The sequence below is a fragment of the Paenibacillus sp. JCM 10914 genome, assembly GCF_001315105.1.
In the GTDB taxonomy this organism is placed as follows: Bacteria; Bacillota; Bacilli; order Paenibacillales; family Paenibacillaceae; genus Paenibacillus_AQ.
The window spans coordinates 33891-57330 of the sequence record NZ_BAZR01000029.1; the positions used below are offsets into that span (position 1 = coordinate 33891).

Here is a 23440-nt window from a genome sequence, read left to right on the forward strand (position 1 = left end):
TCTCTTCTTATCAGATGAAGATCAATCTTTGCTGGCACGGTTTCGCTTTTATTTGTCTCATGGTGAGCCGGCGAGAGTGTAAATATGCGAAGAATCGCAGGATTCTAGCCGCTTGGGTCCACCATGTTAAACGGTTTCACACTGCTATATTAACGTTAATTGCAAGGGTTGTAAATACGTATCCAAGTCAGCTGAGCGCATTTATTCACAAATGTTATTAAATAAAAGAAAAGATTAGAAAAATCGAGAAAGCGGGATATAATTGCGCAAAAAATCCGGAAAACAGCTTATTACGACATTGTGCAAACGGTTTAACAAATGCGACAAGTGAGTTATGATATAGTTACCTCGAATTGGATATAGGATAAGAAATTCGAGGTAATCCGTAAACTTTTAATGATTTGTAACCGCTTAATTTACAGTTTAAGGATGTTATTATACAAACGTTTGCGCTTTAATATGACGTGAAAATACATAGAGTATATGCGGTACATCGATATATAGTAACAGGAGGATTCTACATGGTTTTAAAAAAGAGAGTAAAACGCAGCTCAGTTCCAGTGTGGTTAGCAGCACTTACGGTGACGGCAGGTCTGCTGCTTGCAGGTTGCAGCGAGAATACATCTCCACCTCAAGAAGAGGCCAAGCCTTCCGTTACGGAGGAAACCCTGCAGCCTGAGGTGACAACACCAGTCGTATCGGAGAAGACGGAGGTGGATGAGCAGCCATCCGACGTTTATTATGAGATATTTGTACGCTCATTCTATGATTCTGATGGTGACGGTATAGGTGATCTGCAGGGAGTTATCGAGAAACTTGATTATCTGAATGATGGCAATTCGGATACAACCGATGATCTTGGTGTGACCGGGATATGGTTGATGCCGATTCATCCTTCTCCAAGCTATCATGGCTACGACGTCACCGACTATCGCGACATTCACCCGGATTATGGCACGTTGGAGGACTTTAAATTGCTGCTGGCTGAGGCCGATAAGCGCGGGATCAAAGTCATTATGGACCTGGTCGTCAACCATACCAGCACCGAGCATCCATGGTTTCAGGAATCGGCTCAAGGTGCGGACGCCGATACCCGTGATTGGTACGTCTGGGCCGAAGACCAGGGCAAGGAGCCAACCGGCGCAAGTGCGGCAGGAAGCGGAACACCTTGGCATGAGAAGAACGGGGCCCATTATATGGGCACATTCTGGGGTGGTATGCCGGATCTGAATTTCGACAATCCCAAGGTACGCGAGGAAATGAAGGACATCGGCAAGTTCTGGCTTGAACTCGGTGTTGATGGATTCCGGATTGATGCGGCCAAGCATATATTCGAAGACTTGGTGACCGACAAGGGCGAGGCCACGACGGCGAAGAACACGGCGTGGTGGCAGGAGTTTCGCGCAAGTCTGAACGAGGTGAATCCGGATGCCTACATCGTCGGGGAGATCTGGGATAACTCCGCCGCGGTGATCGCACCGTACTTGGATAAGGCATTCGATTCCGGGTTTAATTTTGGACTGGGCGAGAGCATCTTGGGCGCAGTCAAGAACGAGAAGGACAATAATCTGGCCTTCACACTGGAGCGCACGTATGGCTTGTTCAGCCAGGTATCCGGTGGCGCATTCTCCGATGCCACATTCCTGACAAATCACGATATCAATCGGACCATGTCACAGTTGCAAGGTAATGAGCATCACGCCAGAATGGCCGCAGGCATTCTCCTGACCATGCCCGGCAATCCGTTCATCTATTACGGCGAAGAGATCGGCATGAAGGGGACGAAGCCTGACGAGCAGATCCGGGAGCCCATGATCTGGTCCAATACAGGCAGCGATAAGGGGCAGACGACCTGGGAGCCCTTGAAGCATAATCAAGGCGATTCGGTACAAGGCGTGGAGCAGCAGCTAAGGGATGCCGATTCCTTGCTATCCCGTTACCGTACGCTGATAGGATGGCGTAATGACATGCCTGCCATCCATAGCGGCACCATTGAATCTTTTGCCTCCGGCAATGCGCAGGTCATGGCTTACGTCCGCCGTACCGATGACAACAAAGCGCTTGTGGTCCATAACTTGTCTGGCAAGGAGCAGACAGTGGAGCTGGCACCGAAGAGCGGAGATGACGCGTTCCAGTCGCTGGCGAGAACAACGGACGACAGTGCAGCATTAAACGGCAGCAGCCTAACGCTACCGCCTTATACGACCGTCATTTTGGAGTAGGCAGCGGCCAATCTATAACAGTGGAAGCCATGTCGATGATCCAATCCGCTTGGCTGATGATATCCAAATTATGCTCGATGACAATGACCGTGCTGTTCTGACTGACAAGCCGGTTAATGATGGACATCAGGCGTTCGCAGTCGGATAGATGAAGCCCGGTTGAGGGCTTGTCCAGAACATATATTTCACTGCGTTTGTCGAGCTCTGCCCGCCAGTTTAACCCGCTGCCGCTCTCCTCCCGACAGTGTGCTTAAGGGCTGGCCGATCCGATATCTGAACGTATGATCTCCCATGTTACAATGACGAATGATGGAACCCTTTGCACATAAAAGGTAGAAAGAACGTGCGAAAAGAAGTATAAGATTGTACATGCGCAAAGGGACTTGCCACCAGGCCGATATGGCCTTGAGCAAGTCCCTTTGTTTGATTAGGCTGTAGGCAGATCCACCCATACGTAAGGCGTCTGAGCTGCTTCATACCATACTCGATCACCGTAATGACGGCGATCGTCTCCGCGGAAGCCACGGTAGGCCGGCCGGACTCGAAGAACCTTACAAGCTGCTCGATAAACAGCAGGAAGAAGTTCGAATTCGCCGTTACTTGGCTGAAGCTTCCCGTATCCTGCTTGATGCCAAGCGTAAAGGGGCAGTTATCCCCGAGATGGTTGATTGTCGCCTGACGTTCGTCGCCGAAGTCGATCAGAAGCGCGGGGGACTCGGCGGTCCCGGTATACATCACGCGCAGCGGGTTCGCGCCCATCAGGCTGATGATCGGTTCGATCTGATGTATTGCGTAATTGGAGAATGCTCCGGGTCCCCAACTGTTGATCGTCTGGATGCCCTGCGAATCAAGCTCGGCATACTCGCTGGCGAAGCGCAGCGCAGAGGTGGAGAACATCGGCGTTCCATGGGCTTCCGCCAGATCGAACAGACGGATGGCCGTAGCCCGATCTGGAGCAAAGGTCTTATCGATATATGTCGGCTTGCCGGACTTCAGCGGGAGCTGCGACAGCTCCTCGTGGCATTCCGGATTGTCGGGTGATAGCACAATGAGATAGTCGCTTTGTGCTACGACTTCCTCAATGGTAGCCAGCAGTTCAATGCCGTGCTCCTTACACCAGTCGCATTGGAAATGCCGTTCTCCTTGTCCCGCTTGCCGTAGGCATAGACGACTTTCATGGCCCCGCCTGAAGCCTGTTCGATCCAGGCGGGGTATTTATTCGCATGAAATTGGTCGAGGTGAAGATCAATAAACCCGATTTTTTTCATCATATTAGCCTCCCTGGCCGTTCGCAATGAGGTTACTTGCTGCTCTGGGCTACCGCTTGCAGTGAAACTTCCTCGCCTCTGTCCGATGAATCGTAGATCGCCTGGATGATCTGGGAGGACAGAATGACCGTGTCGATATGCGATGGCTGCTTCTCTCCGGTCTGGATGCATTCGATAAAGCTGTCGATCTCATTCTGGAACATGCTGCCGAGATTGAACTTTGGTGTCGTCTCGATCAGGGCGCCGTCATCGGTCGTGTAGAACGTGAAGTCCGCGCCATATTTCAAGCGAATACCGCCCTTGTCACCCAGGAAGTCGATAAACATCTCTTCCGCGCCGATATTCTGGGCCCAGGCTCCGTTGAGGGAGATGGTAGGACCTTCGGTCCGAACGAGTGCCGTGACGAAATCATCAACATCGTAGGTGCCATCGTACTTCGGCGGACCCGCCCACATTTTGAGATACGTATAATTCTCCATGTCTTTGCCGAGCTTGGAATAAGCTTGCCCGGATACAGTCTTCGGTGCCGGATCGCCGGTACAATACATAACCACGTCCAGAAAGTGAACGCCCCAGTCAATCAGCGCGCCGCCGCCCGCAATGGCCTTCGTTGTGAAAGCGCCGCCGAGCCCTGGGATGGAGCGGTGGGAGCGGAAGCTGGCATATACGTGGTACAGCTCGCCGAGATCGCCGTTCTCGATCATTTTCTTAATGCGATTCACGCTGGCATTATAACGGTTCACCACGCCGATATTGAGGGTCTTGCCCGTCTCGTGCTGAACCTTCTGCATCTCCAGCGCTTCCGAATAAGTTCGGGCAGCCGGCTTCTCGCACAAAACGTGCTTGCCCGCGCGCAGACAGTCGATTGCGATCGAGGCATGGACGTCGTTGGGGGTACAGATGGAGACGGCATCGACTTCGGGATCGTTCAGAATGACGTGATAATTCTCAATGGCTTGGCCGCATTCGTATTTGGTCACGGCGGCTTCGGCCCGGTCCTTCTGAATATCGCAGAAGTATTTGATCTTCGCATCTGCATTGGCGACATAAGCAGGGATATGGGCACTATTGGCTATTGTGCCACAGCCGATAACGGCAATCGTAATGTTGTTCATCGTTTCTCCTCCGGATATGTGGATTGTTCATGCCATGAATACAAGAGCAAGGGTTGACTTGCGTTTGAGTATAGCACGGGAAGCGAGGAACCGATTTCATTATCGTGTTTATTTATTGGATTATTGTACAGGAGTAAAGGCGTTCTTCTTATAATAAGCCGGCGTCGTGCCGGTATACTTCTTGAAAATGCGGCAGAAATAAGGCAGTTCATTAAAGCCGACCTTATAACAGACCTCGGTGACGGTCATATCCGGCTCGGATAACAGGCGCATGGACATGCGGATCCGGTAGTTGGCTACATATTGACTGAAGGTACGGCCGGTCATCTCCTTGAACTGACGGCAAAAGTTCGTCCGGGACATCATCGTTCTAGCGCACAGATCATCAAGCCGCAGCGGCTGGTCGTAATGGTCATGGATATATCGGATTGATTCCAATATTGGCTCGCGATACAGAATGCTGGCGTTTGCGGATTTGGACAGATGGTGAATCTGATCGTCATGCTCGCGATTAATAATAGCCAGCAGCTTCAGTAGGTTAGCTTTAAGGAGGATATGGTAATAAGGTCCGCGGGTATTGTATTCATTCAGCATCTCGGTCAGCAGCGCTCTGGCGGCCAGATCACTGCTTCCGGTTAAGGTAATCTTCGGCGGAACATTCTCTTCCGGTGCGATAAAGCGTTCAATGAACGTGAGGTCAAAGAGTTGTTCGTCCGTGGGCTTGTTCTGTAATTTCTCGTGGATGAAGGCAGGCATGAATTCGCAGCCAAGCACCTCCAGCTCCTGGCTGGGGATCATCTCTACCCGATGGACGCTGTATGGAGGGAGGACGAAGAGGTTACCTTGTACCATCCGGTAGCGTTTTCCGTTGAGGGTGTGAATGAATTCGCCCTTGCTGACATACCAGATTTGAAGATAGTCATGCATATGGTCGGAGAGTGAACCGAAATCCTCGGTAATTCGGTACATTTTGCAAGGGAGCCCACTGATCATCTCGTGTTCCGAATGGAAGTAGGCAATGCCTCTGCTTGTATAATCGGCAATATCCGGCTCATTCCAATGTATAGCCAACCAGGGTACCTCCTCATCGTTCTTGTGATATAGGTTATTCATAGCATAACTGATTTAGGGCATGAAGGAAGCGGAAATCTGGAAAATCCACATGAAATCGATGAAGTATTGAGATGAGCTGTAACATTTGCAGGCAATGAATGGTCTAAGACTATAAGGAACGCAAAAATCAAGCGAAAGCAGGGGGATCGGAATGAGTGTATACAGCAGGTTTATAAAGGGACTGGTTCTGCTGCTCGCCTCGATATCGCTTACAGCTTGCGGAACGTCAGCAGGGCTGATGATTTCTGCAGGGGTAGATCGTAGTGAATCTGCGTCCAGCACGGTGCCCGCCGACGGGATGATCGTGATCAAACGGGGTCTGGCATCCGGCACGAACGCGGATACGGACTCACGTGTTCTTGGACGATTGGAGCGACCGGAGGACGTGGAACGGTTCCACAAGGCAATTCAAGATGCCATGCAAAAGCAAGGCATCCTCGATGTAAGCATGCCGGATTATGAAGCAGAACTCGAACTTGAAGGGAAGCCGGTGACGGTATATCTGTGGCTCGATTCAAATTCAGATCAAGGCATGGTCATATACAGTACGGACACGCATACGGGGTATCGTGTGACGATCAAATCCACGACAGAGCTTAAGAACCTGATCGGCCAGCTGTAACCACTTCCCCAGAACAAGCATGTCTCCGCCAGCTCATGCGAAGCAATAAGGTGACGGCGCAAGCCAACCTAAAAACCCCCCTTCAACCGACCCTTTGCGCGAGGCAAGGGGGTGAAGGAGGGGCGCAGGCCATGATTTAGTTAGCTTTCAAAATAACAAATCCGTATGCCGGCAGTTTTACGGTCAGTTGACCTTGCTTGGCAAGATGCTGCTCGCCATTCCAGAGGTTCGTCCATTGCTGTTCCAGCACCGGGACAGTGATCGTGTGGCCAGCTTTGTCATTATTGACGGCAACGAGGATCGTCTCGTTATCGTCTTGACGGAGGTAAGCGATCCGTCCGCCGTTCTTCTCGGCTTTCAGGAACTTGAACGATCCGGTGCGAAGAGCGGCATGCTCCTTGCGCAGCTTGATCAGAGTCTGATAAAAGCTGAACAGATCTTGATCCTGCTTCCCCTCATCCCATTCCATGCATTTGCGGCAGCCTGGGTCATGCCCGCCATCCATGCCGATCTCATCGCCATAATAGATACAAGGTGTGCCGAAATAAGTGAACTGGAACATGACAGCCAGTTTCATCAAGCGTTTGTCTCCTTGAGCTTGTGTCAGCAGCCTGGCCGTATCATGGCTGTCCAGCAGATTAAACATGACTTCGCTAGCCTGTCTTGGATACCCTGCCAGTTGCTTGCCCAGCATGAAAGAGAACTTCTCAGCATCTGCGGTACGGTTGATGAAGAAGTCCAGCACGGCGTTGGTGAACGGGTAGTTCATGACGGCATCGAACTGATCGCCTTCGAGCCAGATGGAGGATTCATGCCAGACCTCGCCTAGAATGTAGGCATCCGGATTGGCTTTTTTTACAACCTGACGGAATTCACGCCAGAAGCCGTGTCCAACCTCGTTGGCTACATCCAGCCGCCAGCCGTCAATGCCGGTTTCCTTGATCCAATATTCCGCCGCCTTCAGCAGATACGCTCTTGCCTCAGGGTTCTCGGTATTCAGCTTCGGCATCAGCGGCTCGAATGCGAACGTATCATAGGTTGGAATTCGATCCACGACTTCCAGTGGCAGTGAACGTACATAGAACCAATCTTTGTACTTGGAGTCGTTGCCGTGCTTCTTCACGTCGAGGAATGGCGCAAAGGTTCTACCCGAGTGGTTGAAGACGGCGTCGAGCAGAACACGAATGCCGCGTTCATGACACAGGTCCACCAATTTCTTCAACGTATCCTTATCGCCGAATTGCGGATCGATCTCCATGTAGTCTTCCGTATCGTACTTGTGGTTCGTTGTTGCCGTGAAGAGGGGGGTGAAATAAATCGCGTTCACGCCCAGGCTGCTAAGATGGTCGAGATGATCGATGACCCCTTGAAGATCTCCGCCGAAGAAATTCTTAGGCGTCGGCTCGGCGCTGCCCCAAGCTAAAGCTCCATCAGGGTCATTGCTAGGGTCTCCGTTCGCGAAGCGCTCCGGGAAAATCTGATAGAAGATGGCGTCTTTCACCCAAGCCGGCGGTTGGAACACATCTTCCTGATTAATGAACGGATATTCGAATAGACGATCCGGATTCACAGGTGGCTCTGTCAGAAAATCGTACTCGGTCATCCAGCGCTTTTCTTCGCCTTGCTGCAGCAGGAACCCGTATTTCAAGCGGCGGTAGGGCGGTGTCGCTTCGCACTCCCAATAATCAAACATTTCATCGGATGAGAGCTTGTTCATCGGAATGTATTCCATTGTTTTGTCCCACATGTATTTGTCGCCGGCAAGGGCGTACACCTCGCTGAGATCGTCTTTTTTGGTACGAATTCTGAGGTGGACGGTTGTACCGTCATAGGCATAGGACCAGTTTTTGCGCGGGCGGTGATAGATGGCTTCCAAGAACATGAATGATTCCTCCTTTAAATTTAGAAAATAAAAAAAGGTACAGCCAGGACTATAAATAGCCGAGGTTGTACCTTCGTAAGATAACATTGCCTTTAAATTATGATGTTCGATCTTTATTGAATATACCATGGCTTTCCGAGGTGCACAAGACCCACGCGGCAAGCTGCAATGAATCATGAGACGATTGTTGTATAATAGAGAGAAGTCTATACTGGCAGAACCATTAGCAACGAGAAAGAATACGAGGAGGGATATCATATATGCAGTACGATGATCAGATGAAAAATCGGATTAAGCGAATCGAAGGACAACTGCGCGGCATCCTCAAGATGATGGAGGAGAATCAGGATTGCCGGGATGTCATTACGCAGTTATCGGCCTCCCGAACAGCGATCGATCGTACGATCGGCGTTGTCGTAAGTTCCAACCTGGTGGAGTGTGTTCGTGAAGCTGAAGTAAATGGGCAGGATACGGAGAAGCTGGTGCAAGATGCGGTGAACCTGTTGGTGAAGAGTAGATAAATATTTCCATGTCTTTAGGAGCCTCGCAATTTGGGTACATGTATGGAGAAGGCTTTTTTGAAGAGGAGGGAAATGATATGTCTATGAATGAGCGGATCATTCTAGCTAAACGTCCGGAGGGATTGCCGGATGAGTCTGTGTTTACGTTCGAAGAGCAGCCGCTTCCAGAACCCAAAGATCGGGAAGTGTTGGTGAAGACGCTATATCTGTCGGTCGATCCGTATATGAGAGGCAGAATGAGTGATGCGAAGAGTTACGCCAAGCCTTATGACGTCGGTCAAGTGATCGGAGGCGGAGCGATCGGGCGCGTTGTGGAATCTTCAGATCCGCAGTGCCGAGTAGGCGATTACGTGACAGGGAATTGGGGCTGGCAGCGATATGCGGCCGTAAGCACCTCCAAACTGCGCAAGATTAATCCGGAATTGGCGCCCGTCACTACAGCGCTCGGCGTGCTTGGTATGACCGGACTGACGGCATATTTCGGCCTGCTTGATATCGGTCAGCCCCAATCCGGTGAAACAGTTGTCGTCTCAGGTGCGGCGGGGGCAGTGGGTATGGTGGTCGGTCAGATCGCCAAAATCAAGGGAGCGCGCGTCGTTGGCATTGCCGGCTCGGATGAGAAAATCAAATATTTGGTTGAGGAGCTTGGCTTCGATAAAGCGATCAACTACAAAACGGAGGATGTGGCTTTAGCGCTGGCAGAAGCATGTCCTGATGGCGTTGATGTCTACTTTGATAATGTCGGCGGTGACGTTTCGGATGCCGTCCTGCGATTGATCAACAAGAACGCGCGAATTCCAATCTGCGGCCAGATTGCCCTGTATAACTTGGAGAAGCCTGATACAGGGCCGCGCACTCAGAGTTTATTGCTGACGAATACGGCGTTGATGAAGGGATTCTTAATCGGCGATTATACGGAGAGATATAACGAGGCGCTGCATGAGTTAGCCGAATGGGTGCGCGATGGCAAAATTCAGTACGTAGAGAACATCGTGGAAGGGTTCGAGAAGACGCCGGAAGCCTTCCTGGGCCTGTTCTCTGGAGAAAATCTCGGAAAGCAGCTCGTGAAGGTCAGTGAAGGGGAAGCATGAACTTAATGGCGTGAATATAACAAGAGTGCCGATCAAGACATCGGCACTCTTGTTGCTAATGATGAAGTTATCTGTTCTACATGGCGGCTTCCGGGCTCGTAATCTGTTGATACTGCCGATACATGGAGAAGCGCCAATGCGTGATCATGCCGTAAGCCAGCAAGAAGAATAAGGCGGCCGTCTGTGGGATGGAGATATGTTGTTCTATGTATCCGTGCAGGAGCAGCCGGACAGCAAGCAAACCGAGCAGGATATAGACGAAGCTCTTGGATTTCTGCATGAAGATCTGACCATCGACTTTCTGAAACTTTGTACTGCGAATAAGGGGATAGGAGAAGATGAACCATCCGACCAGAAAGGCAATACCAGCCCACCATAAGGGAATGCGAACCTGCGGCTCTACGAACATGAGAAAGCCCGTGCTCATGGCGAGCGGCGGGATAATAATCTTCTTGACGGTAACAGGCCGGTGGCTGGCCTTCATCCGGATGAAAATGACCGTCAACGCCATCACGAGCATCGCAACCGTTGAACCTATTTGAAGAATTGGGGAGTTAAAATCAACCACAATTCAAAACCTCTTTCCCTAATTAAGATAACATCCGAGATGCTGTGCTTCGATTATAGCATATTCTGATCTCACACAAAATCAGGCGGCTTAAGGGGTCGAGGGTGATGTAGACACTTGCAAGGTCATTAGCTAAACATTATGCTCATGATCGTCCTCATGCAGGTTCAAACCATCGATGAACACGGTTATCATGAACTCCAGGCTTGCGTTCCGGTCCAAGTCGAGTGCAAACTGACCGGCACGCTCCAGAGAGGCAAAGCCGTGGCATAAGCTTCGCAGCATGCGCACCGTATGAAGGGCTTCCGCTCGCTCCAGCGAGAAGGGGGCCAGCACTTGCAGAAGCAGTTCTACGATCTGGTCGCCAACCTGCTGTATCTCCCTCTGCTCCGGCAGAATCGGCTGCAGGGCAGCTTCATATAATCCAGGCCGGGTTCTAGCGAAATGAACATAGGTGAGACAGGCATGGCGAAGCGCATCTTGGCCGGAACGTCCAGCCAGCACGTTCAACAGCTGCTGCTGAAGAACCTGAAGGCCACACAGGGTTAAGGCCTGGTGCAGGCCTGGCAGCCCATCGATATGATTATATAGAGAGGGAGAGCGGACTCCGAGTCTGCCTGCTAGCGCTGCCAAGGTAATCGTATGAAATCCGCTCTCATCTGCAAGTTCTGCTGCGGTCTGAAGTAGATGAAGTCGATCGATACCGGGTCTTGGACTCATGTTGTACGCTCCTTGAGGAGAGATTCTGCCTGTTGACCGCTTGCTGCATTTGTTCTACAGGGTCTTTCAGCATATTGCCATGGCCAACAGCCAGAACGGTAGGCTTCAGCGCGGTCAGTGCGGCAGCGCTCTGTAGTGCGAGCTCTTTATTCCACGTCGCTATGGCGGGGAACGGAAACCAGAGGTTAAGGACGCCGGATACGGCTAATCCGCCTCGGGTCTGCCAAGCATCGCCAGCGATCAGTATGCGGCAGCGCTGATCCATGAATGCCATATGTCCGGGTGTATGTCCTGGGGTCGCTATCGCTAACAGAGAGCCCACCGTGTCGCCATCTTTCAGCAGGACATCAGGAACGGTCTGAATATTCTTGGGCAAATCACCACGAACGGGAGTCTGGGGTTCCCCCGGCTGAAGCGCGCTGTTGCCTTTTAACAATTCAGCATCGCGCTGCGAAATATATACGGTGGCATCGGGGTAGACGGCCTTTAACCCGTCGAGTGCGCCGACATGATCACCATGAGCGTGGGTTAATACAATGCGTGTAATGGGCTTACCCATCGCGGCAGCGGCACGAACGATCCCTTTCTGCGTGAAAGACATACCGGCATCAATAAGTGTTAAACCATCGTTCTCCTCAACGAGGTATACGTTGATTGGGAAAAGGCGGGGGAGGAATGATACTTGCGTTACTTGGGCTATCGTCGTTTTAATCATGGATAATAAACCCCTTTCGTTGTTAACTAATTATATTAGTATAATAACTAATGTTATTAGTTTATGCAATGCTAAATGTTACTAAAATAAAAAAAAACTTTTTTCTACCAAATATTGAATGCAATATGGAAGGATATGCGTTACCATAAAGTTAGAATTACGGTAAATACTGTAGATTGCGTTTCATCAAAACAATGAGGGGCGGACGGATATGGATATATTCAAACGCATCGTTATTTTGATGGTGATGTATGTCTTATCCGCAATGCTGCTCTACGTGGCCAGTCAACATGCGCCCTATCTGCTTCCAGTCATCTGGTTTTCGGCACTCCTGTTACTTTTGTGCGGCATCGGATTCTTGGGCTATCATTACCTGTTCAAAAGACGTAGAAGACGAGGTTAGCTAAGCTTGATCATATAGCAATAAAGCGTCCGTCTGCCGTCAAGGCAGGCTTTTTTTTGTGAGGAAAAATTAAAAAACGTTTTGGTGGTGCTTCGCAGTCTTTACTATATAGATGTTAAAGATCGAGAGACCGGGAGAGGAAGGGAAGTTGAAGAACATGGAGGAGCTGGAGCTTGCTCGGGCGGCTTGCAAGGGCGATGAGGAGGCGTTTTATGCCCTCGTTACGATCCACCGCAGGCGTCTGTATCAGATCGCATATAGTTATTTGCACAATGAGGGTGACGCGCTGGAGCTGCTGCAGGAGGCGGTATGCCGGGCTTGGATGAAGTGCGGGAAGCTGAAGCAGCCCGAAGCGTTTGTGCCGTGGATCATCCGAATTCTGATTCATCTGTGCGTGGATGAGCAGAAGCGAAGGAAACGGATGGTGCCGGTTGATCACGTTCCGAATACGGGAGCATCGACCGAGATGATCAGTGACAGCAAGCTCGATCTGGAACGAGCCTTGGGACGATTAAAGCCTAAATATCGGCATGTACTGATCCTCAAGTATTACCAGGATATGACCATTGCAGATATCGCGAACATCCTGGAGTGTCCCGAGGGCACGGTGAAGACTCGAATACATCAGGGGTTGAAGCTGCTGAAGCATAAAATTGGCCCGGGAGGTGTGATGCTTCATGTTTGAGAAGGAAGAACGGATGCTACGGGAGATGAAACGGGAGACGGCGGACAATACCGAAGCCGTATCTGACGAAGCGCTGGATGCGGTGATTCGAAGCGGCATTCGGGGCGGGAAGCGCAGGTTACAGTACAGAAGCAGACGGGGCACTTTCTCGGCCATTGCGGTGGTTCTAGCCGCCGCCTTGCTGCTGGTTATGTGGGGAAGTGTTCCGGGCAGCTTAGTAGGGCCTAAGCATCAATTGGCTCAAGGGCCTTATCCCCCATTGACGGGATTTGATCTGGGTGAGGATATTACGCTGAACACAGCCAATAAACACGGCCTGATCCAGCCGATCCATCAATCGGCGGACCAAGGCGATTACAGGGTAACCGTGAACGGCATATTAATCGGCACGCAGCAAATGGAGATTTTTTATACCATCGAGAATAAGACAGAAGTGCCCTTGGACGTGAAGAGAGTGGAGATCAAACGTCAAGGATCCGCTGAAGAGTTGCCTTATAGTGTAGGCTCGTCCGGAGGTTATCAGCTGGGTAAAGGCACTCATCAGGCTCAACTGAATGTTTTTATGCAAGAAAGCGGCCAGCTGCAGCAGAATCTGACGTTCTCTTTTGCGATAGCGCCGTATTCAACCAACACCGTGTATGATCGCAAAACCGAGAATGAACAAGTGCTCGATATCAATGTAACGCTGGATCTGGGTACTGTTCGCGAGTATGTTAAAACCGTTCCGCTGAACCAGATGCTGCAGATTGAGAAGCAGCGGTTCTATTTGGTGGAAGCTGTGCTGTCACCAGCCGGCATCGTACTGAAGGCCAAGGTTCCCTCCGGCAACACCATGAAGGTAACCGGTTTATGGGATGTGTATTTAGAATCCGTTGTGGACGGACAGCCGGTTCGCTTAGGGAGCGGTTCCGCATTCTTACCAGGTGAAGGTGACGAGATGACGTATTTCTTCGCAAGTAACATCCTGGACAATCCGGAGTCGATCACGTTGAAGGCGGGGGGCTTCCATGCCGTTGATCCTGCGGAAATGACGGTAGTCGTGGACACAGATAAAGGGCAGGTACTCCGATCACCTGACGGAGGCATTCGTTTTGGTGAGTATGCGGAACATACCCTGACCCTGGAATACGAAGAGAAAGTAGACAGTAATAGGGGAAGTGTCTCAATCAAGCCTGAATTTATGGATGGCGAAGGGAACGAACATACACTCGATACAGGGAGAGGCATTAGCTTCTCGACACGATCTGATTCTGCGGGGGGGATAAATAAAATGACGCAATACCTCTATCTCGAACCGGAAACCTATCCACAACCACTGACGTTTGAATTGAGCAGTTATCCTGGTGTTATGAAACAAGGTTTGCGAGTGCCCATACTATAGAACCAGGGAGAATCTTCCGCGCGAAAAGGAACTGCACAGGGCAGTTCCTTTTTCTAAGTTGTACCTATATAAGGATTCACGCTTTTGATGGTTAAACTCGGTGCTCGGTAGGGGAACTGCCGTCAGGGCCTCTAGCGTCGAGCAGCTCGACGAGTGCCTTGGGTACGCCATTCAGCAGCAGCCACTGCCGCAGGGTCTCGATGGCCCGGACTTGTCCGTTACCCTCATCTCTCCAGGTCAGCAGCTCGACGACCTTAATGACAAGGAGCATCAGCTCCATCTTGTCGTGTTCGGTCTGGTCAGCCCGTATTTTCTGGAAGGCGGCTTCCTTCTCCCAATCCAGCAGGATTTCCTGACCGATGGTGGGTTTCATTAAGGAATGGCTATATTGACATCGCGGGCACTGCAAGGTCGTAAATTGCTGTGTACGGAACGTAACCCGGATATCCGTTTCGCATTGATGGCAGTTGAAATGAACTTGTATATCTGCTGTCGATTTCATTAGTATGATTCCTCCTTCAATGAAAGGTATTTATTTTATACCCAAAAGTCGGTCATGCTGACCCACACCCATCCCGGAGTGTTATTACTGCGTCGCTTACGCGCCGTGTCTTCAAACCGCGAGAAAAGGGCATCTCGCAAGATCTAGGATCTTTTGAGATACCCTCTACCATAAGATGACTATATTTCAAATGAAGGGAACAATTTTTACTTTTTCACCTGCGTGAAAACATTGTACAGGAAAGCGAGTACACCCAGCGTAACGAGTATGCCACCTACAGCAATAACCGGCTCGACCGGCTCGACACCGCTCATAAGCAGGAAGAGACCGATCATCATGATGGGCAGACCGATGTTATGCAGCCAGAAGTGGACTTTACCGAAGGTGGACTCACCCGCAGCAGGGAATATATGATAGATCACGCCAGCAAGGGCCAATGAAGCCCAACCGAGAAGATTCACGTGCGCATGCACCGAAGCGTAGTCGTAGCTATGGGAGATGGACATGTACATGCCGAGCAATACCCCGATGACAAAATAGACGACGGCAATTTTGATTAAGCGGATTCCCATGAAATTCCTCCTTTAAGGATTACTACTATGATATATGCCATAGGCTGTAAAGTAGACCAGTAGCAGGACATTCTGTCTGAAAAAAAAGAGCCGACCATCCTTTTCAGGATCATCGGCCCCACTATGATAGAACGCTTAAGTGAATTTATAGAATATCGAGTTCAAGCACATCATAGATCAACCATTTGCCGCCAGATTGCTTGAGCCAGTATAGCGAAGTGCTGTAGAACATATCGCCGTCGGCATCATCGACCTCTTCGATATAGAGGACCGCATCATCTCCTTGATGGAATATGGTGCGGATCACCTCAGCCTTGAGGTTGAAGTTAACTTCATCAAAGATCCCTTCATCGATGCTGGTCTTGAAAATATCGTAGAATGATGACTCCGGATGGATGACCGACATGAGTAGCGGCCCGTCTTCATCGTTAAAGCCTTTGTACTGTGTATCAATCGTCTCGCTGATGGCCTTCTGTACGTTCTCAGGCACGTTAGGCTTAGCATCAAGCAGTTCATCGCTTACCAGATATTCCATATCATATTCGTTGATGTCATGCAGCTTCCAGTTGCCGCCGGCATCTTTCTTCAGCAACGACTCATAATAGATTGTCGCATCCCAGGAGAACGGTCCACTAACCCGTTCAAAGCTGCGCGCCGTGAAGGCATGAATGGAAGAGCCGGCCACCGTAACCTCCAGTACTCGACTGGATACTTTCAGGTCGCGCTTGAATTGTTCATCGTAGAGTTCCTGCTGGTAGGCCAGGGCCGGCGATTTCGGAAGGATGGATTGCTTAGCCAGCTCAAGGTTCTTGGCGGTCTCTGCTGCATCCAGCGCTTGATAAAGTTTGGTCGCCGCAGCCTCCGCCTTATCGATCGCGCCTTGGCGATCAATGTGGATCGTGCGCGCTTTCTGGTCCCACTTGACAGGTAGTCCCGTAGCTTCCGCTACAAACCGGAGTGGGACCAACGTATTGCCGGATTCAGTAAAAGGTGCAATCTCTAGTGTGGTCTTTACACCATTCACGTAGGCCGTCTTCTGCCCGATCGTCATCTGAAGCTTCTGGTCGATGTATGTACCCGTAACTTGCTTGTTTGTGTTATTCCATTGGACCGAGTAATCGAGCGCTTGAAACAGCGGTCGGAACTGCACGAAGGTGACACCGTTCTTCATGACTGGTGGTGCCTGGAATTTGATCTCCTGTCCGTCCAGATAGACGCGGATGCTTGCCTGCGCCTTCGCAGGAGCGGCTTGTACGGCACTCGCGAATACGAACAGCAGCGTGATGGCGATAAGGCTGATTTTTTTCTTCAAGTAGATGTCATCTCCTTTAACGAATGGTAGAATAGGGATGTAATTGTGGTAAATATTACATGATAAAGTTATTAGCGGCAATACATTTCTTCGAAGTGGGCGGCACTGGGTAATACATAGTAAAGCATCGAGTCGTTTATCGGCTCTATTCACAATATAACAAGGAGAGTGGATCACATGGCAACAGGGCAGGAATTGATATTTTACATAGGTACATACGGCTCGGAGGATGAGAACCGGATTCATTGGGGCGCCATGGATCGCGCTACAGGCGAGCTTCGCCTTCTGGGGGGGACTGCGGGGATTGAGAATCCGACCTATCTCGATTTTGATGAGTCTATTTCAGTCCTTTATGCTGCCAGTGAGAAGGGTGAGAGCGAAGTGTCGGCATATTCGGCGAACCTGGTAAGCGGCGAGTTAACGCTGTTAAATGTACAGAGTACCGGTTCATCGGGTGCGTGCCATGTATCCCGTACTGCCGATGGGAAGTATCTGTTGACGACCGGCTATGGCGATGGACAGATCTCGGTATTGGCGCTGGAGCAGGACGGCAGAGTCGGAGAGGTAACCTCAAAGATTAAACATAGTGGACGTGGCCTTCGTGATGATCGTCAGTCCGAGGCTCATCCGCACTCCATATTCGAGGATCCGATCAACAAATATATCGTCGTTAGTGATCTGGGAATGGATGATGTGAATCTGTATCGTCTGGAAGACGGCAAGCTGGTCACGCATCGTGAGATCAGTGCTCCGCCAGGAGCCGGCCCGCGTCATGTTGCTTTTCATCCGACAGGGAAGTGGGTGTACGGTACGAATGAGTTGAACAGCACGGTAACGGCTTATGCCAATGACACAACGTTCGGCGATTTGAAAATCCTTCAGCATATCTCAACGATGCCGGAAGATGTAGTCATGGAGAATAACACGTCAGCGCACCTGCTCGTGTCGCCATGCGGACGTTATCTGTATGCCTCCAACCGGGGGCATGACAGTATCGTACAATATGTCATCGATGAAGAGGAAGGAACGCTGCGTGCGGTGAACTGGGTTTCTTCCGGCGGTAAGACACCGCGCCACTTCAATATTCTGCCGGACGGCTTCCTGTTGACAGCGAATCAGGACAGCGGCTTGATCGCAAGCTACCGCTTGGACCCGGATACGGGAAATCTCGTTGCCACCGGCTATACGTTAGAAGTTACGCGTCCGGTGTGCATCTGTCCTGTGGAGAAAGCGAAGGCATGAGAGCTGTTAAACGAGCTAATTGAATGAAGCTCATGGTGCAGATACCTTGCAGCATAGTTCAAGACCAGAAGGGCTGCCGGGTGGCAGCCCTTGTTTCAATCATGGCAAACTCGGTTTAACGGCATACGCCGTCTTCAAATTAGGTATGTACGGGGCTAATCGAAGAGCGAAGCATTAAATATAGGAGGCTAACCCCAAGCAATTTCTATAAGGAGGAAGTATGGTGGAGGATGTTATGCAAGCTGCGCATCGTTTTGTGAAGGAACGCTTTGGCGAACGGGCCCGTGACCTCTTGCCCCTTGCGGCCGGGGACTGGTCTAAAGCCTACTCCTTTCTGCTAGACGGGGAAGATATGGTTATTCGCTTCGGCGCCCATTCGGAGGACTTCGAAAAGGATCGCGCAATGGGCTTCTATTCCTCTGAAACGCTTCCGATTCCGAAGGTTCTAGAGGTAGGTGAGACGGAGAGCGGCTATTATGCCGTATCCAAGCGAGTAGCGGGAATACATCTCGATGAGCTGAGCGAGCCTGAGATGCGGCTGGTCCTGCCACAATTGCTAGGCGCTCTTCATGACTTCCAGAGGTTTGACTTCACAGCTACGCAACAAGTTGGCATTTGGTATCCGAAGGGGGCCGGTCATGATTGGGCGGTTAAGCTTCTATCCGTAGCTGAACCCAGAGATCGCCTACCAGGCTGGCGTGAGCGACTCGATGCCTCTCCGTATGAGGCACAGGTATTCGATGCCGGGGTGGATACATTGCGTCAACGGTTACCACAGTTAAGTGAGCATCGGGGAATCGTCCATAGTGATCTCTTGAATCGGAACGTGCTGGTGAGTGGAGGTCGGCTGACCGGGGTCATCGATTGGGGGAATGCATTCTACGGCGATCCTCTCTATGATATTGCGTGGTTTCTGTACTGGTGGCCGTGGTATCCGGGGTGGCAGGACATTGACTTGCAGGAAATTCTAGACCGCCACTGGGACGAACACGGTGGGCGACCGCTTCAGATGAAAGAGCGTCTTCTGTGCTGCCTTGTTCACATTGGCCTCGATCATATCGCTTACAGCGCTTACAGACAGCGTCCAGAGGACATGAAGCGCAATGCGAAGCAGCTGTTGACTTATATATAGAAGGAAGGGCGTTTATAAGTCGGCTGGTGTATCGAAATAACAGAAGAAGCAGTTTGAAGCCGAAGCGGGCCTCAAACTGCTTCTTTATTCATGATGATTCCGTAGATTAATGAGCAAAAATATGATTGCCGATTTGCACGACTTGCGGCCTTGTCCATATCCACTTACTGGTTGCTGTTTTGGGATTGAAATAATAGAGCGATTCGTAAGTCGGGTCCCACCCGCGGACAGCATCGAATGCCGCCAGATAAGCGGTACGATCAGGGGTCAACCAGTATTGGCCATCATCCACTGCGGTGAAAGCTCTTGGCTGAAAGACGACCCCGCGAATATCGTTCGGGAATTCACTAGATTGAATACGATTCATGACAACCGCGCCAACGGCAACTTGTCCTTTGTAAGGTTCGCCGCGTGCTTCGCTATAGATGACCTTAGCCATAATGTCCATTTCGGCTTGGTTTAACGTATATTTCTTTAATTGTCTCCAGGTCAGTGCGCCGGTAATTCCGTCCGCCGGAACACCGTACTCCTGCTGGAAACGCTTAACGGCTGCTGTGGTGTTAGGCCCGTATTGACCATCCAGCGGCTGGGTATAGAAATCCAGCGTTTTCAGGCGATATTGAAGATCCCATACATCTCCGTTAGAGCTCCCTGGTTTTAGGAGCGGTGCCGCCTCTGCTGCAGGGGCAAATAAGGGTATGAATAGAAGAATACTCAGGAATAGAGCAGTAATTGTCTTCCATGATTGTCTTTTGATTGTGACCATCTCCTTCCGGGTTGAATTATAAAGATGGAAAGGGGTTCATACAACCATCAGTAAATGGAAATCAGCGTGGTTGCTGCACTTACAGCCCCTAAAATGGTTCTTCAGAACGAGAGAGTATAACTTGAAAATTTTTGAAAAAAAAGGTTTGACAAACAGGCAGAGGCTCATTACAATAACAACATAACATACTAAACAGGTAGGAATTATATTATATTGTTCTCACCGTATCGACGGAGGAACGCTCGAAGAATGAGCAGGCACGGTTTATCATGGCCGGTTTGACTTTATTTTGACGAGCTTTCCTCCGTCTTTTTGTGCTACCTTGATGCCTGTTTAGTAGAGAATAATAGGGGAAGAAGTGATCCATATGAAAAAGGTGTTCAAACAAGGGGTTCTCGCAGGGTTAACATTAATGTTGAGTGTATCGCTTGCAGCTTGCGGCACAACAAAAACAGATACGGCCGCTGTTCCACAGGAAGATCAGCCTGCTTCGGGTTCAAGCAAGGCAAGCATCGAACTGCTTAACGTTTCTTATGATCCGACTCGTGAACTATACGACCAATACAATAAGGCATTTGCGACACACTGGGAGCAAGAGCAGGGCCAGAAGGTTACCTTTAAGCAATCACATGGCGGTTCGGGTAAGCAGAGTCGATCCGTTATCGACGGGTTAGAGGCTGATGTGGTTACGCTGGCGCTTGGGTATGACATTGATGCGATTCGTCAAGAAGGTCTGATCAATGAGGGCTGGGAGAGCAAATTCGAACATAATAGCGCGCCGTATACATCGACCATCGTATTTCTCGTTCGCAAGGGCAACCCGAAAGGCATTCAGGATTGGCCGGATCTGATCAAGGACGGAGTAGAGGTTATTACACCGAATCCGCAGACCTCGGGTGGTGCACGCTGGAACTACCTCGCAGCCTGGGGTTATGCACTGAAGCATAACAACAACGATGAAGCGAAGGCGCAGGAATTCGTCAAGGAGTTATTCACCCATGTACCTGTACTGGACAGCGGGGCGCGGGGGTCAACGACAACATTCGTAGAGCGAGGTATCGGCGACGTGCTGCTGGCTTGGGAGAATGAGGCTTACCTGTCGATCAATGAGCTGGGACCGGATAAATTTGAGATCGTCAATCCTTCTTATAGTATCTTGGCCGAGCCACCGGTGGCGATCGTGGACAAAAACGTAGATAAACGCGGCACTCGCGAGGTTGCAGAAGCTTATCTGCAATATCTCTACAGCGAAGAAGGCCAGACGATTGCTGCCGAGAACTACTACCGTCCGACGCTGGCGAGCGTAAGCGAGAAGTTCAAAGATAAATTCCCGGACATCGAGCTGTTTACCTTGAAGGACGTATTCGGAACATGGGAAGAGACGCAGAGCAAGCATTTCAACGACGGCGGTATCTTTAATCAGATTTACGTGCCAGGCAGCTGATCGGCATTGCAAGCCGAAGGCAAGAGAGGATGAATGGATATGGGTCTGCCCCAAGTAACGAAGCAAGGCCGGAGCCACCGCCGCGTACTTCCCGGATTCGGAATCGGAATGGGTCTTACCATGCTGTATATGAGTCTGGTCGTTCTGGTTCCGCTATCGGCGCTGCTTCTGAATCATACCGGATTGACATGGGAGAAATTCTGGGCGGTCGCAAGCGATCCAAGGGTGCTGGCCTCTTACCGGGTGAGCTTGACGACGGCAGCGCTGGCGGCGCTGGTGGACACGATCTTGGGACTGTTATTGGCCTGGGTGCTGGTTCGATATGATTTTCCCGGCAAAAAGATATGGGATGCCTTGATCGATCTGCCCTTTGCTCTGCCGACGGCCGTGGCAGGAATTGCGTTGACCGCGATCTATTCCTCTAACGGCTGGATCGGCTCCTTGCTGGAGCCGCTCGGCATCAAGGCCGCTTTCTCACCGCTCGGAATTACGCTCGCGTTGATGTTCATCGGTATCCCGTTCGTCGTAAGAACGGTACAGCCAGTGCTGGAGGATGCCGAACGGGATACCGAAGAAGCCGCAGCCACTCTGGGAGCTGGCCGATGGCGCACCTTCCGCACCATTATTCTGCCTACGCTGATTCCTCCGCTGCTGACAGGCTTTGCGCTGGCATTCGCCCGCGGAGTAGGCGAGTATGGGTCCGTGGTGTTCATCTCGGGCAACATGCCGATGAAGACGGAGATCGCGCCACTGCTCATTATGACCAAGCTGGAGCAGTTCGATTATGCAGGCGCAACGGCAGTCGCACTCTTGCTCCTGCTCATCTCCTTCATTCTTCTGCTCGGCATTAACATTCTACAGCATTGGATGCGGAAAACCGCGCGCTAAAGGAGGGAAGAGAAATGGCTGGTTCTGTGCCTGCTGCGGCTTCCAAGACGAAACGCAGCGCCCCCTCCTCCTCTCCGGCAGCTGGGGAGAAGACGTGGGTGAAATGGACGCTTGTTGGATTAGCGGGGCTCGTATTGCTATGGCTGATTGTATTGCCGCTGGTTACGGTGATGACAGAAGCGCTCAAGAAGGGATGGGACGTGTATATCGCGGCATTAACCGAACCGGATGCACTATCCGCGCTTCGCCTAACCTTGCTCGTGGCTGCCATTGCTGTTCCGCTGAATACGATATTCGGTGTCATTGCCGCTTGGACGATTACCAAATTTCAATTCAAGGGGAAGAATTTGCTTGTGACGCTGATCGACCTGCCGTTTGCCGTCTCGCCGGTTATCGGAGGTCTGATCTTTGTACTCGTATTCGGGCGTCAAGGCTGGTTTGGGCCATGGCTTGGAGCTCATGATATCAAGATCATCTTCGCCGTGCCGGGCATCGTGCTGGCGACCTTGTTCGTCACCTTTCCGTTTGTAGTGAAAGAGCTTATTCCGCTGATGGAAGATCAGGGAACAAGCGAGGAGGAAGCCGCGGTTACGCTGGGTGCCAAAGGCTGGCAAATCTTCTGGAAGGTCACCCTGCCCAATATCAAATGGGGCCTGCTGTACGGCATCATTCTGTGTAACGCGAGAGCGATGGGCGAGTTTGGAGCGGTGTCGGTCGTATCCGGTCATATTCGGGGGGAGACGAACACCTTGCCGCTGCACGTGGAGATTTTGTATAACGAATATCAATTCTCCGCTTCGTTCGCGGTGGCTTCGTTACTGTTGTTACTAGCTCTCGTTACTCTTGTACTCAAAAATTGGTTTACACGAAAAAATGCCCATTGACAGTCGTTTCCAACTCATGCTAATGTTAATTCATACTATGTTGGTTGGAAAAGAATGATTAAATAAGAGACGCATAGAATATGGCTCTGCCCGGTGAGGAGGCGTATCCATGGCTAAACCCCTAAAGGTGGATGAGATGTGGCTTGAACGCATTGCGGGTCTGCTGAACGACATGGAATTCGGTTCGCTGCAAATTGTAGTGCATGAGGGTCAGATCGTTCAGATGGAACGAACGGAGCGCAAGCGGTTTGAGAATACGGCCTCCGGCACCGTCAAATCGTCTGCAACGCCGCGCACGGGTGGACAGTCAGCGAATCGAAGAACGAGTTCAAGGTAGATCAATTACTTAATCGGCAATCTTTAATAAGTACATGTTTAAAGAACCTCCGCAA

At 50.8% G+C, this 23440-nt stretch carries 22 protein-coding genes and 2 pseudogenes; 12 read left to right on the plus strand and 12 right to left on the minus strand.

Annotated elements, in window-relative coordinates; all coding sequences use genetic code 11:
• Positions 1-521: 521 nt before the first annotated feature.
• Complete coding sequence (locus tag JCM10914_RS22975) at positions 522-2222, plus strand: alpha-amylase family glycosyl hydrolase (RefSeq protein WP_023965221.1); 1701 nt, start codon at positions 522-524, stop codon at positions 2220-2222.
• Positions 2223-2250: 28 nt separating this feature from the next.
• Here the strand turns inward: JCM10914_RS22975 and JCM10914_RS29390 are convergent.
• The 4 genes and pseudogenes from JCM10914_RS29390 to JCM10914_RS22990 all read right to left on the minus strand — a co-directional run.
• Positions 2251-2488 (minus strand): annotated as a pseudogene (locus tag JCM10914_RS29390) (ATP-binding cassette domain-containing protein); the annotation flags it as partial.
• A 161-nt stretch (positions 2489-2649) separates the two neighbouring features.
• Positions 2650-3490: pseudogene (locus JCM10914_RS22980) on the minus strand (hypothetical protein).
• Positions 3491-3522: 32 nt separating this feature from the next.
• Positions 3523-4605, minus strand: coding sequence for a Gfo/Idh/MocA family protein (locus JCM10914_RS22985; RefSeq protein ID WP_023965227.1), 1083 nt, complete (start codon positions 4603-4605; stop codon positions 3523-3525).
• Positions 4606-4725: 120 nt separating this feature from the next.
• Positions 4726-5676: an AraC family transcriptional regulator gene (locus tag JCM10914_RS22990; RefSeq protein ID WP_023965229.1), complete on the minus strand. Its 951-nt coding sequence runs from the start codon at positions 5674-5676 to the stop codon at positions 4726-4728.
• 193 nt (positions 5677-5869) lie between these two features.
• Between JCM10914_RS22990 and JCM10914_RS22995 the strand changes: the two genes are divergently transcribed.
• Positions 5870-6340 (plus strand): hypothetical protein, encoded by a 471-nt coding sequence (locus JCM10914_RS22995; protein WP_023965231.1) that lies wholly within the window; start codon positions 5870-5872, stop codon positions 6338-6340.
• Positions 6341-6476: 136 nt separating this feature from the next.
• Here JCM10914_RS22995 and JCM10914_RS23000 read toward each other — a convergent pair whose 3' ends face one another.
• Positions 6477-8222 (minus strand): alpha-glycosidase, encoded by a 1746-nt coding sequence (locus JCM10914_RS23000; protein ID WP_023965233.1) that lies wholly within the window; start codon positions 8220-8222, stop codon positions 6477-6479.
• Between the two features lie 260 nt (positions 8223-8482).
• Here JCM10914_RS23000 and JCM10914_RS23005 point away from each other — a divergent pair, with 260 nt between their 5' ends.
• Together JCM10914_RS23005 and JCM10914_RS23010 are read left to right on the plus strand one after the other, a co-directional pair.
• Entirely contained in the window at positions 8483-8743 is a 261-nt protein-coding gene (locus JCM10914_RS23005) for a metal-sensitive transcriptional regulator (RefSeq protein ID WP_023965235.1), read from the plus strand.
• Positions 8744-8820: 77 nt separating this feature from the next.
• A complete protein-coding gene (locus tag JCM10914_RS23010) occupies positions 8821-9834 on the plus strand; it encodes an NADP-dependent oxidoreductase (RefSeq protein WP_023965237.1) in 1014 nt (337 codons plus the stop codon).
• Positions 9835-9910: 76 nt separating this feature from the next.
• Here the strand turns inward: JCM10914_RS23010 and JCM10914_RS23015 are convergent, their stop codons facing one another.
• The 3 genes from JCM10914_RS23015 to JCM10914_RS23025 form a co-directional block, all read right to left on the minus strand.
• A complete protein-coding gene (locus tag JCM10914_RS23015) occupies positions 9911-10402 on the minus strand; it encodes a CcdC family protein (protein WP_023965239.1) in 492 nt (163 codons plus the stop codon).
• Positions 10403-10534: 132 nt separating this feature from the next.
• Entirely contained in the window at positions 10535-11122 is a 588-nt protein-coding gene (locus JCM10914_RS23020) for a TetR/AcrR family transcriptional regulator (RefSeq protein ID WP_036719706.1), read from the minus strand.
• The gene (locus JCM10914_RS23025; protein ID WP_023965243.1) at positions 11058-11837 is read right to left on the minus strand and encodes an MBL fold metallo-hydrolase; all 780 of its coding nucleotides are present in this window, start codon (positions 11835-11837) and stop codon (positions 11058-11060) included. Before JCM10914_RS23025 ends, JCM10914_RS23020 begins: the two co-directional genes overlap by 65 nt.
• 560 nt (positions 11838-12397) lie before the next feature.
• Between JCM10914_RS23025 and JCM10914_RS23035 the strand changes: the two genes are divergently transcribed.
• Both JCM10914_RS23035 and JCM10914_RS23040 read left to right on the plus strand, forming a co-directional pair.
• Positions 12398-12925, plus strand: a complete 528-nt coding sequence (locus JCM10914_RS23035; RefSeq protein ID WP_036719729.1) for a sigma-70 family RNA polymerase sigma factor — start codon at positions 12398-12400, stop codon at positions 12923-12925.
• Entirely contained in the window at positions 12918-14306 is a 1389-nt protein-coding gene (locus tag JCM10914_RS23040) for a DUF4179 domain-containing protein (RefSeq protein WP_023965249.1), read from the plus strand. Before JCM10914_RS23035 ends, JCM10914_RS23040 begins: the two co-directional genes overlap by 8 nt.
• A gap of 91 nt (positions 14307-14397) precedes the next feature.
• Here JCM10914_RS23040 and JCM10914_RS23045 read toward each other — a convergent pair whose 3' ends face one another.
• From JCM10914_RS23045 to JCM10914_RS23055, 3 genes are all read right to left on the minus strand, one after another.
• Positions 14398-14808, minus strand: coding sequence for a hypothetical protein (locus JCM10914_RS23045; RefSeq protein WP_023965251.1), 411 nt, complete (start codon positions 14806-14808; stop codon positions 14398-14400).
• Between the two features lie 206 nt (positions 14809-15014).
• Complete coding sequence (locus JCM10914_RS23050) at positions 15015-15380, minus strand: mll3904 protein (protein ID WP_023965253.1); 366 nt, start codon at positions 15378-15380, stop codon at positions 15015-15017.
• Positions 15381-15525: 145 nt separating this feature from the next.
• A complete protein-coding gene (locus JCM10914_RS23055) occupies positions 15526-16692 on the minus strand; it encodes a copper amine oxidase N-terminal domain-containing protein (protein WP_023965255.1) in 1167 nt (388 codons plus the stop codon).
• 177 nt (positions 16693-16869) lie between these two features.
• Here JCM10914_RS23055 and JCM10914_RS23060 point away from each other — a divergent pair, with 177 nt between their 5' ends.
• Positions 16870-17934 carry a lactonase family protein gene (locus tag JCM10914_RS23060; protein WP_023965258.1) on the plus strand — a complete coding sequence of 355 codons (1065 nt, stop codon included), beginning with the start codon at positions 16870-16872 and terminating at the stop codon, positions 17932-17934.
• A gap of 220 nt (positions 17935-18154) precedes the next feature.
• Positions 18155-19066 carry a phosphotransferase family protein gene (locus JCM10914_RS23065; protein ID WP_023965262.1) on the plus strand — a complete coding sequence of 304 codons (912 nt, stop codon included), beginning with the start codon at positions 18155-18157 and terminating at the stop codon, positions 19064-19066.
• A gap of 106 nt (positions 19067-19172) precedes the next feature.
• Here JCM10914_RS23065 and sleB read toward each other — a convergent pair whose 3' ends face one another.
• Positions 19173-19832 carry a spore cortex-lytic enzyme gene (gene sleB / locus JCM10914_RS23070; RefSeq protein WP_023965264.1) on the minus strand — a complete coding sequence of 220 codons (660 nt, stop codon included), beginning with the start codon at positions 19830-19832 and terminating at the stop codon, positions 19173-19175.
• 367 nt (positions 19833-20199) lie between these two features.
• On the opposite strand from sleB, the gene JCM10914_RS23075 reads away from it, so the two are divergent.
• The 4 genes from JCM10914_RS23075 to JCM10914_RS23090 all read left to right on the plus strand — a co-directional run bounded on the left by JCM10914_RS23075 (position 20200) and on the right by JCM10914_RS23090 (position 23385).
• Positions 20200-21276, plus strand: a complete 1077-nt coding sequence (locus JCM10914_RS23075; protein WP_036719711.1) for a sulfate ABC transporter substrate-binding protein — start codon at positions 20200-20202, stop codon at positions 21274-21276.
• A gap of 39 nt (positions 21277-21315) precedes the next feature.
• Positions 21316-22164: a sulfate ABC transporter permease subunit CysT gene (gene cysT, locus JCM10914_RS23080; RefSeq protein WP_023965268.1), complete on the plus strand. Its 849-nt coding sequence runs from the start codon at positions 21316-21318 to the stop codon at positions 22162-22164.
• 14 nt (positions 22165-22178) lie between these two features.
• Entirely contained in the window at positions 22179-23048 is an 870-nt protein-coding gene (cysW, locus tag JCM10914_RS23085) for a sulfate ABC transporter permease subunit CysW (RefSeq protein WP_023965270.1), read from the plus strand.
• Positions 23049-23157: 109 nt separating this feature from the next.
• Positions 23158-23385, plus strand: a complete 228-nt coding sequence (locus tag JCM10914_RS23090; protein WP_023965272.1) for a YezD family protein — start codon at positions 23158-23160, stop codon at positions 23383-23385.
• Positions 23386-23440: the final 55 nt, after the last annotated feature.

Bases quoted from the DNA above. Each gene is read 5' to 3' on its own strand.
- JCM10914_RS22975 (WP_023965221.1), top strand. From the start codon at position 522: ATGGTTTTAAAAAAGAGAGTAAAACGCAGCTCAGTTCCAGTGTGGTTA.
- JCM10914_RS22985 (WP_023965227.1), bottom strand. From the start codon at position 4,605: ATGAACAACATTACGATTGCCGTTATCGGCTGTGGCACAATAGCCAAT.
- JCM10914_RS22995 (WP_023965231.1), top strand. From the start codon at position 5,870: ATGAGTGTATACAGCAGGTTTATAAAGGGACTGGTTCTGCTGCTCGCC.
- JCM10914_RS23000 (WP_023965233.1), bottom strand. From the start codon at position 8,222: ATGTTCTTGGAAGCCATCTATCACCGCCCGCGCAAAAACTGGTCCTAT.
- JCM10914_RS23005 (WP_023965235.1), top strand. From the start codon at position 8,483: ATGCAGTACGATGATCAGATGAAAAATCGGATTAAGCGAATCGAAGGA.
- JCM10914_RS23010 (WP_023965237.1), top strand. From the start codon at position 8,821: ATGTCTATGAATGAGCGGATCATTCTAGCTAAACGTCCGGAGGGATTG.
- JCM10914_RS23020 (WP_036719706.1), bottom strand. From the start codon at position 11,122: ATGAGTCCAAGACCCGGTATCGATCGACTTCATCTACTTCAGACCGCA.
- JCM10914_RS23025 (WP_023965243.1), bottom strand. From the start codon at position 11,837: ATGATTAAAACGACGATAGCCCAAGTAACGCAAGTATCATTCCTCCCC.
- JCM10914_RS23035 (WP_036719729.1), top strand. From the start codon at position 12,398: ATGGAGGAGCTGGAGCTTGCTCGGGCGGCTTGCAAGGGCGATGAGGAG.
- JCM10914_RS23040 (WP_023965249.1), top strand. From the start codon at position 12,918: ATGTTTGAGAAGGAAGAACGGATGCTACGGGAGATGAAACGGGAGACG.
- JCM10914_RS23045 (WP_023965251.1), bottom strand. From the start codon at position 14,808: ATGAAATCGACAGCAGATATACAAGTTCATTTCAACTGCCATCAATGC.
- JCM10914_RS23050 (WP_023965253.1), bottom strand. From the start codon at position 15,380: ATGGGAATCCGCTTAATCAAAATTGCCGTCGTCTATTTTGTCATCGGG.
- JCM10914_RS23060 (WP_023965258.1), top strand. From the start codon at position 16,870: ATGGCAACAGGGCAGGAATTGATATTTTACATAGGTACATACGGCTCG.
- JCM10914_RS23065 (WP_023965262.1), top strand. From the start codon at position 18,155: ATGGTGGAGGATGTTATGCAAGCTGCGCATCGTTTTGTGAAGGAACGC.
- sleB (WP_023965264.1), bottom strand. From the start codon at position 19,832: ATGGTCACAATCAAAAGACAATCATGGAAGACAATTACTGCTCTATTC.
- JCM10914_RS23075 (WP_036719711.1), top strand. From the start codon at position 20,200: ATGAAAAAGGTGTTCAAACAAGGGGTTCTCGCAGGGTTAACATTAATG.
- cysT (WP_023965268.1), top strand. From the start codon at position 21,316: ATGGGTCTGCCCCAAGTAACGAAGCAAGGCCGGAGCCACCGCCGCGTA.
- cysW (WP_023965270.1), top strand. From the start codon at position 22,179: ATGGCTGGTTCTGTGCCTGCTGCGGCTTCCAAGACGAAACGCAGCGCC.
- JCM10914_RS23090 (WP_023965272.1), top strand. From the start codon at position 23,158: ATGGCTAAACCCCTAAAGGTGGATGAGATGTGGCTTGAACGCATTGCG.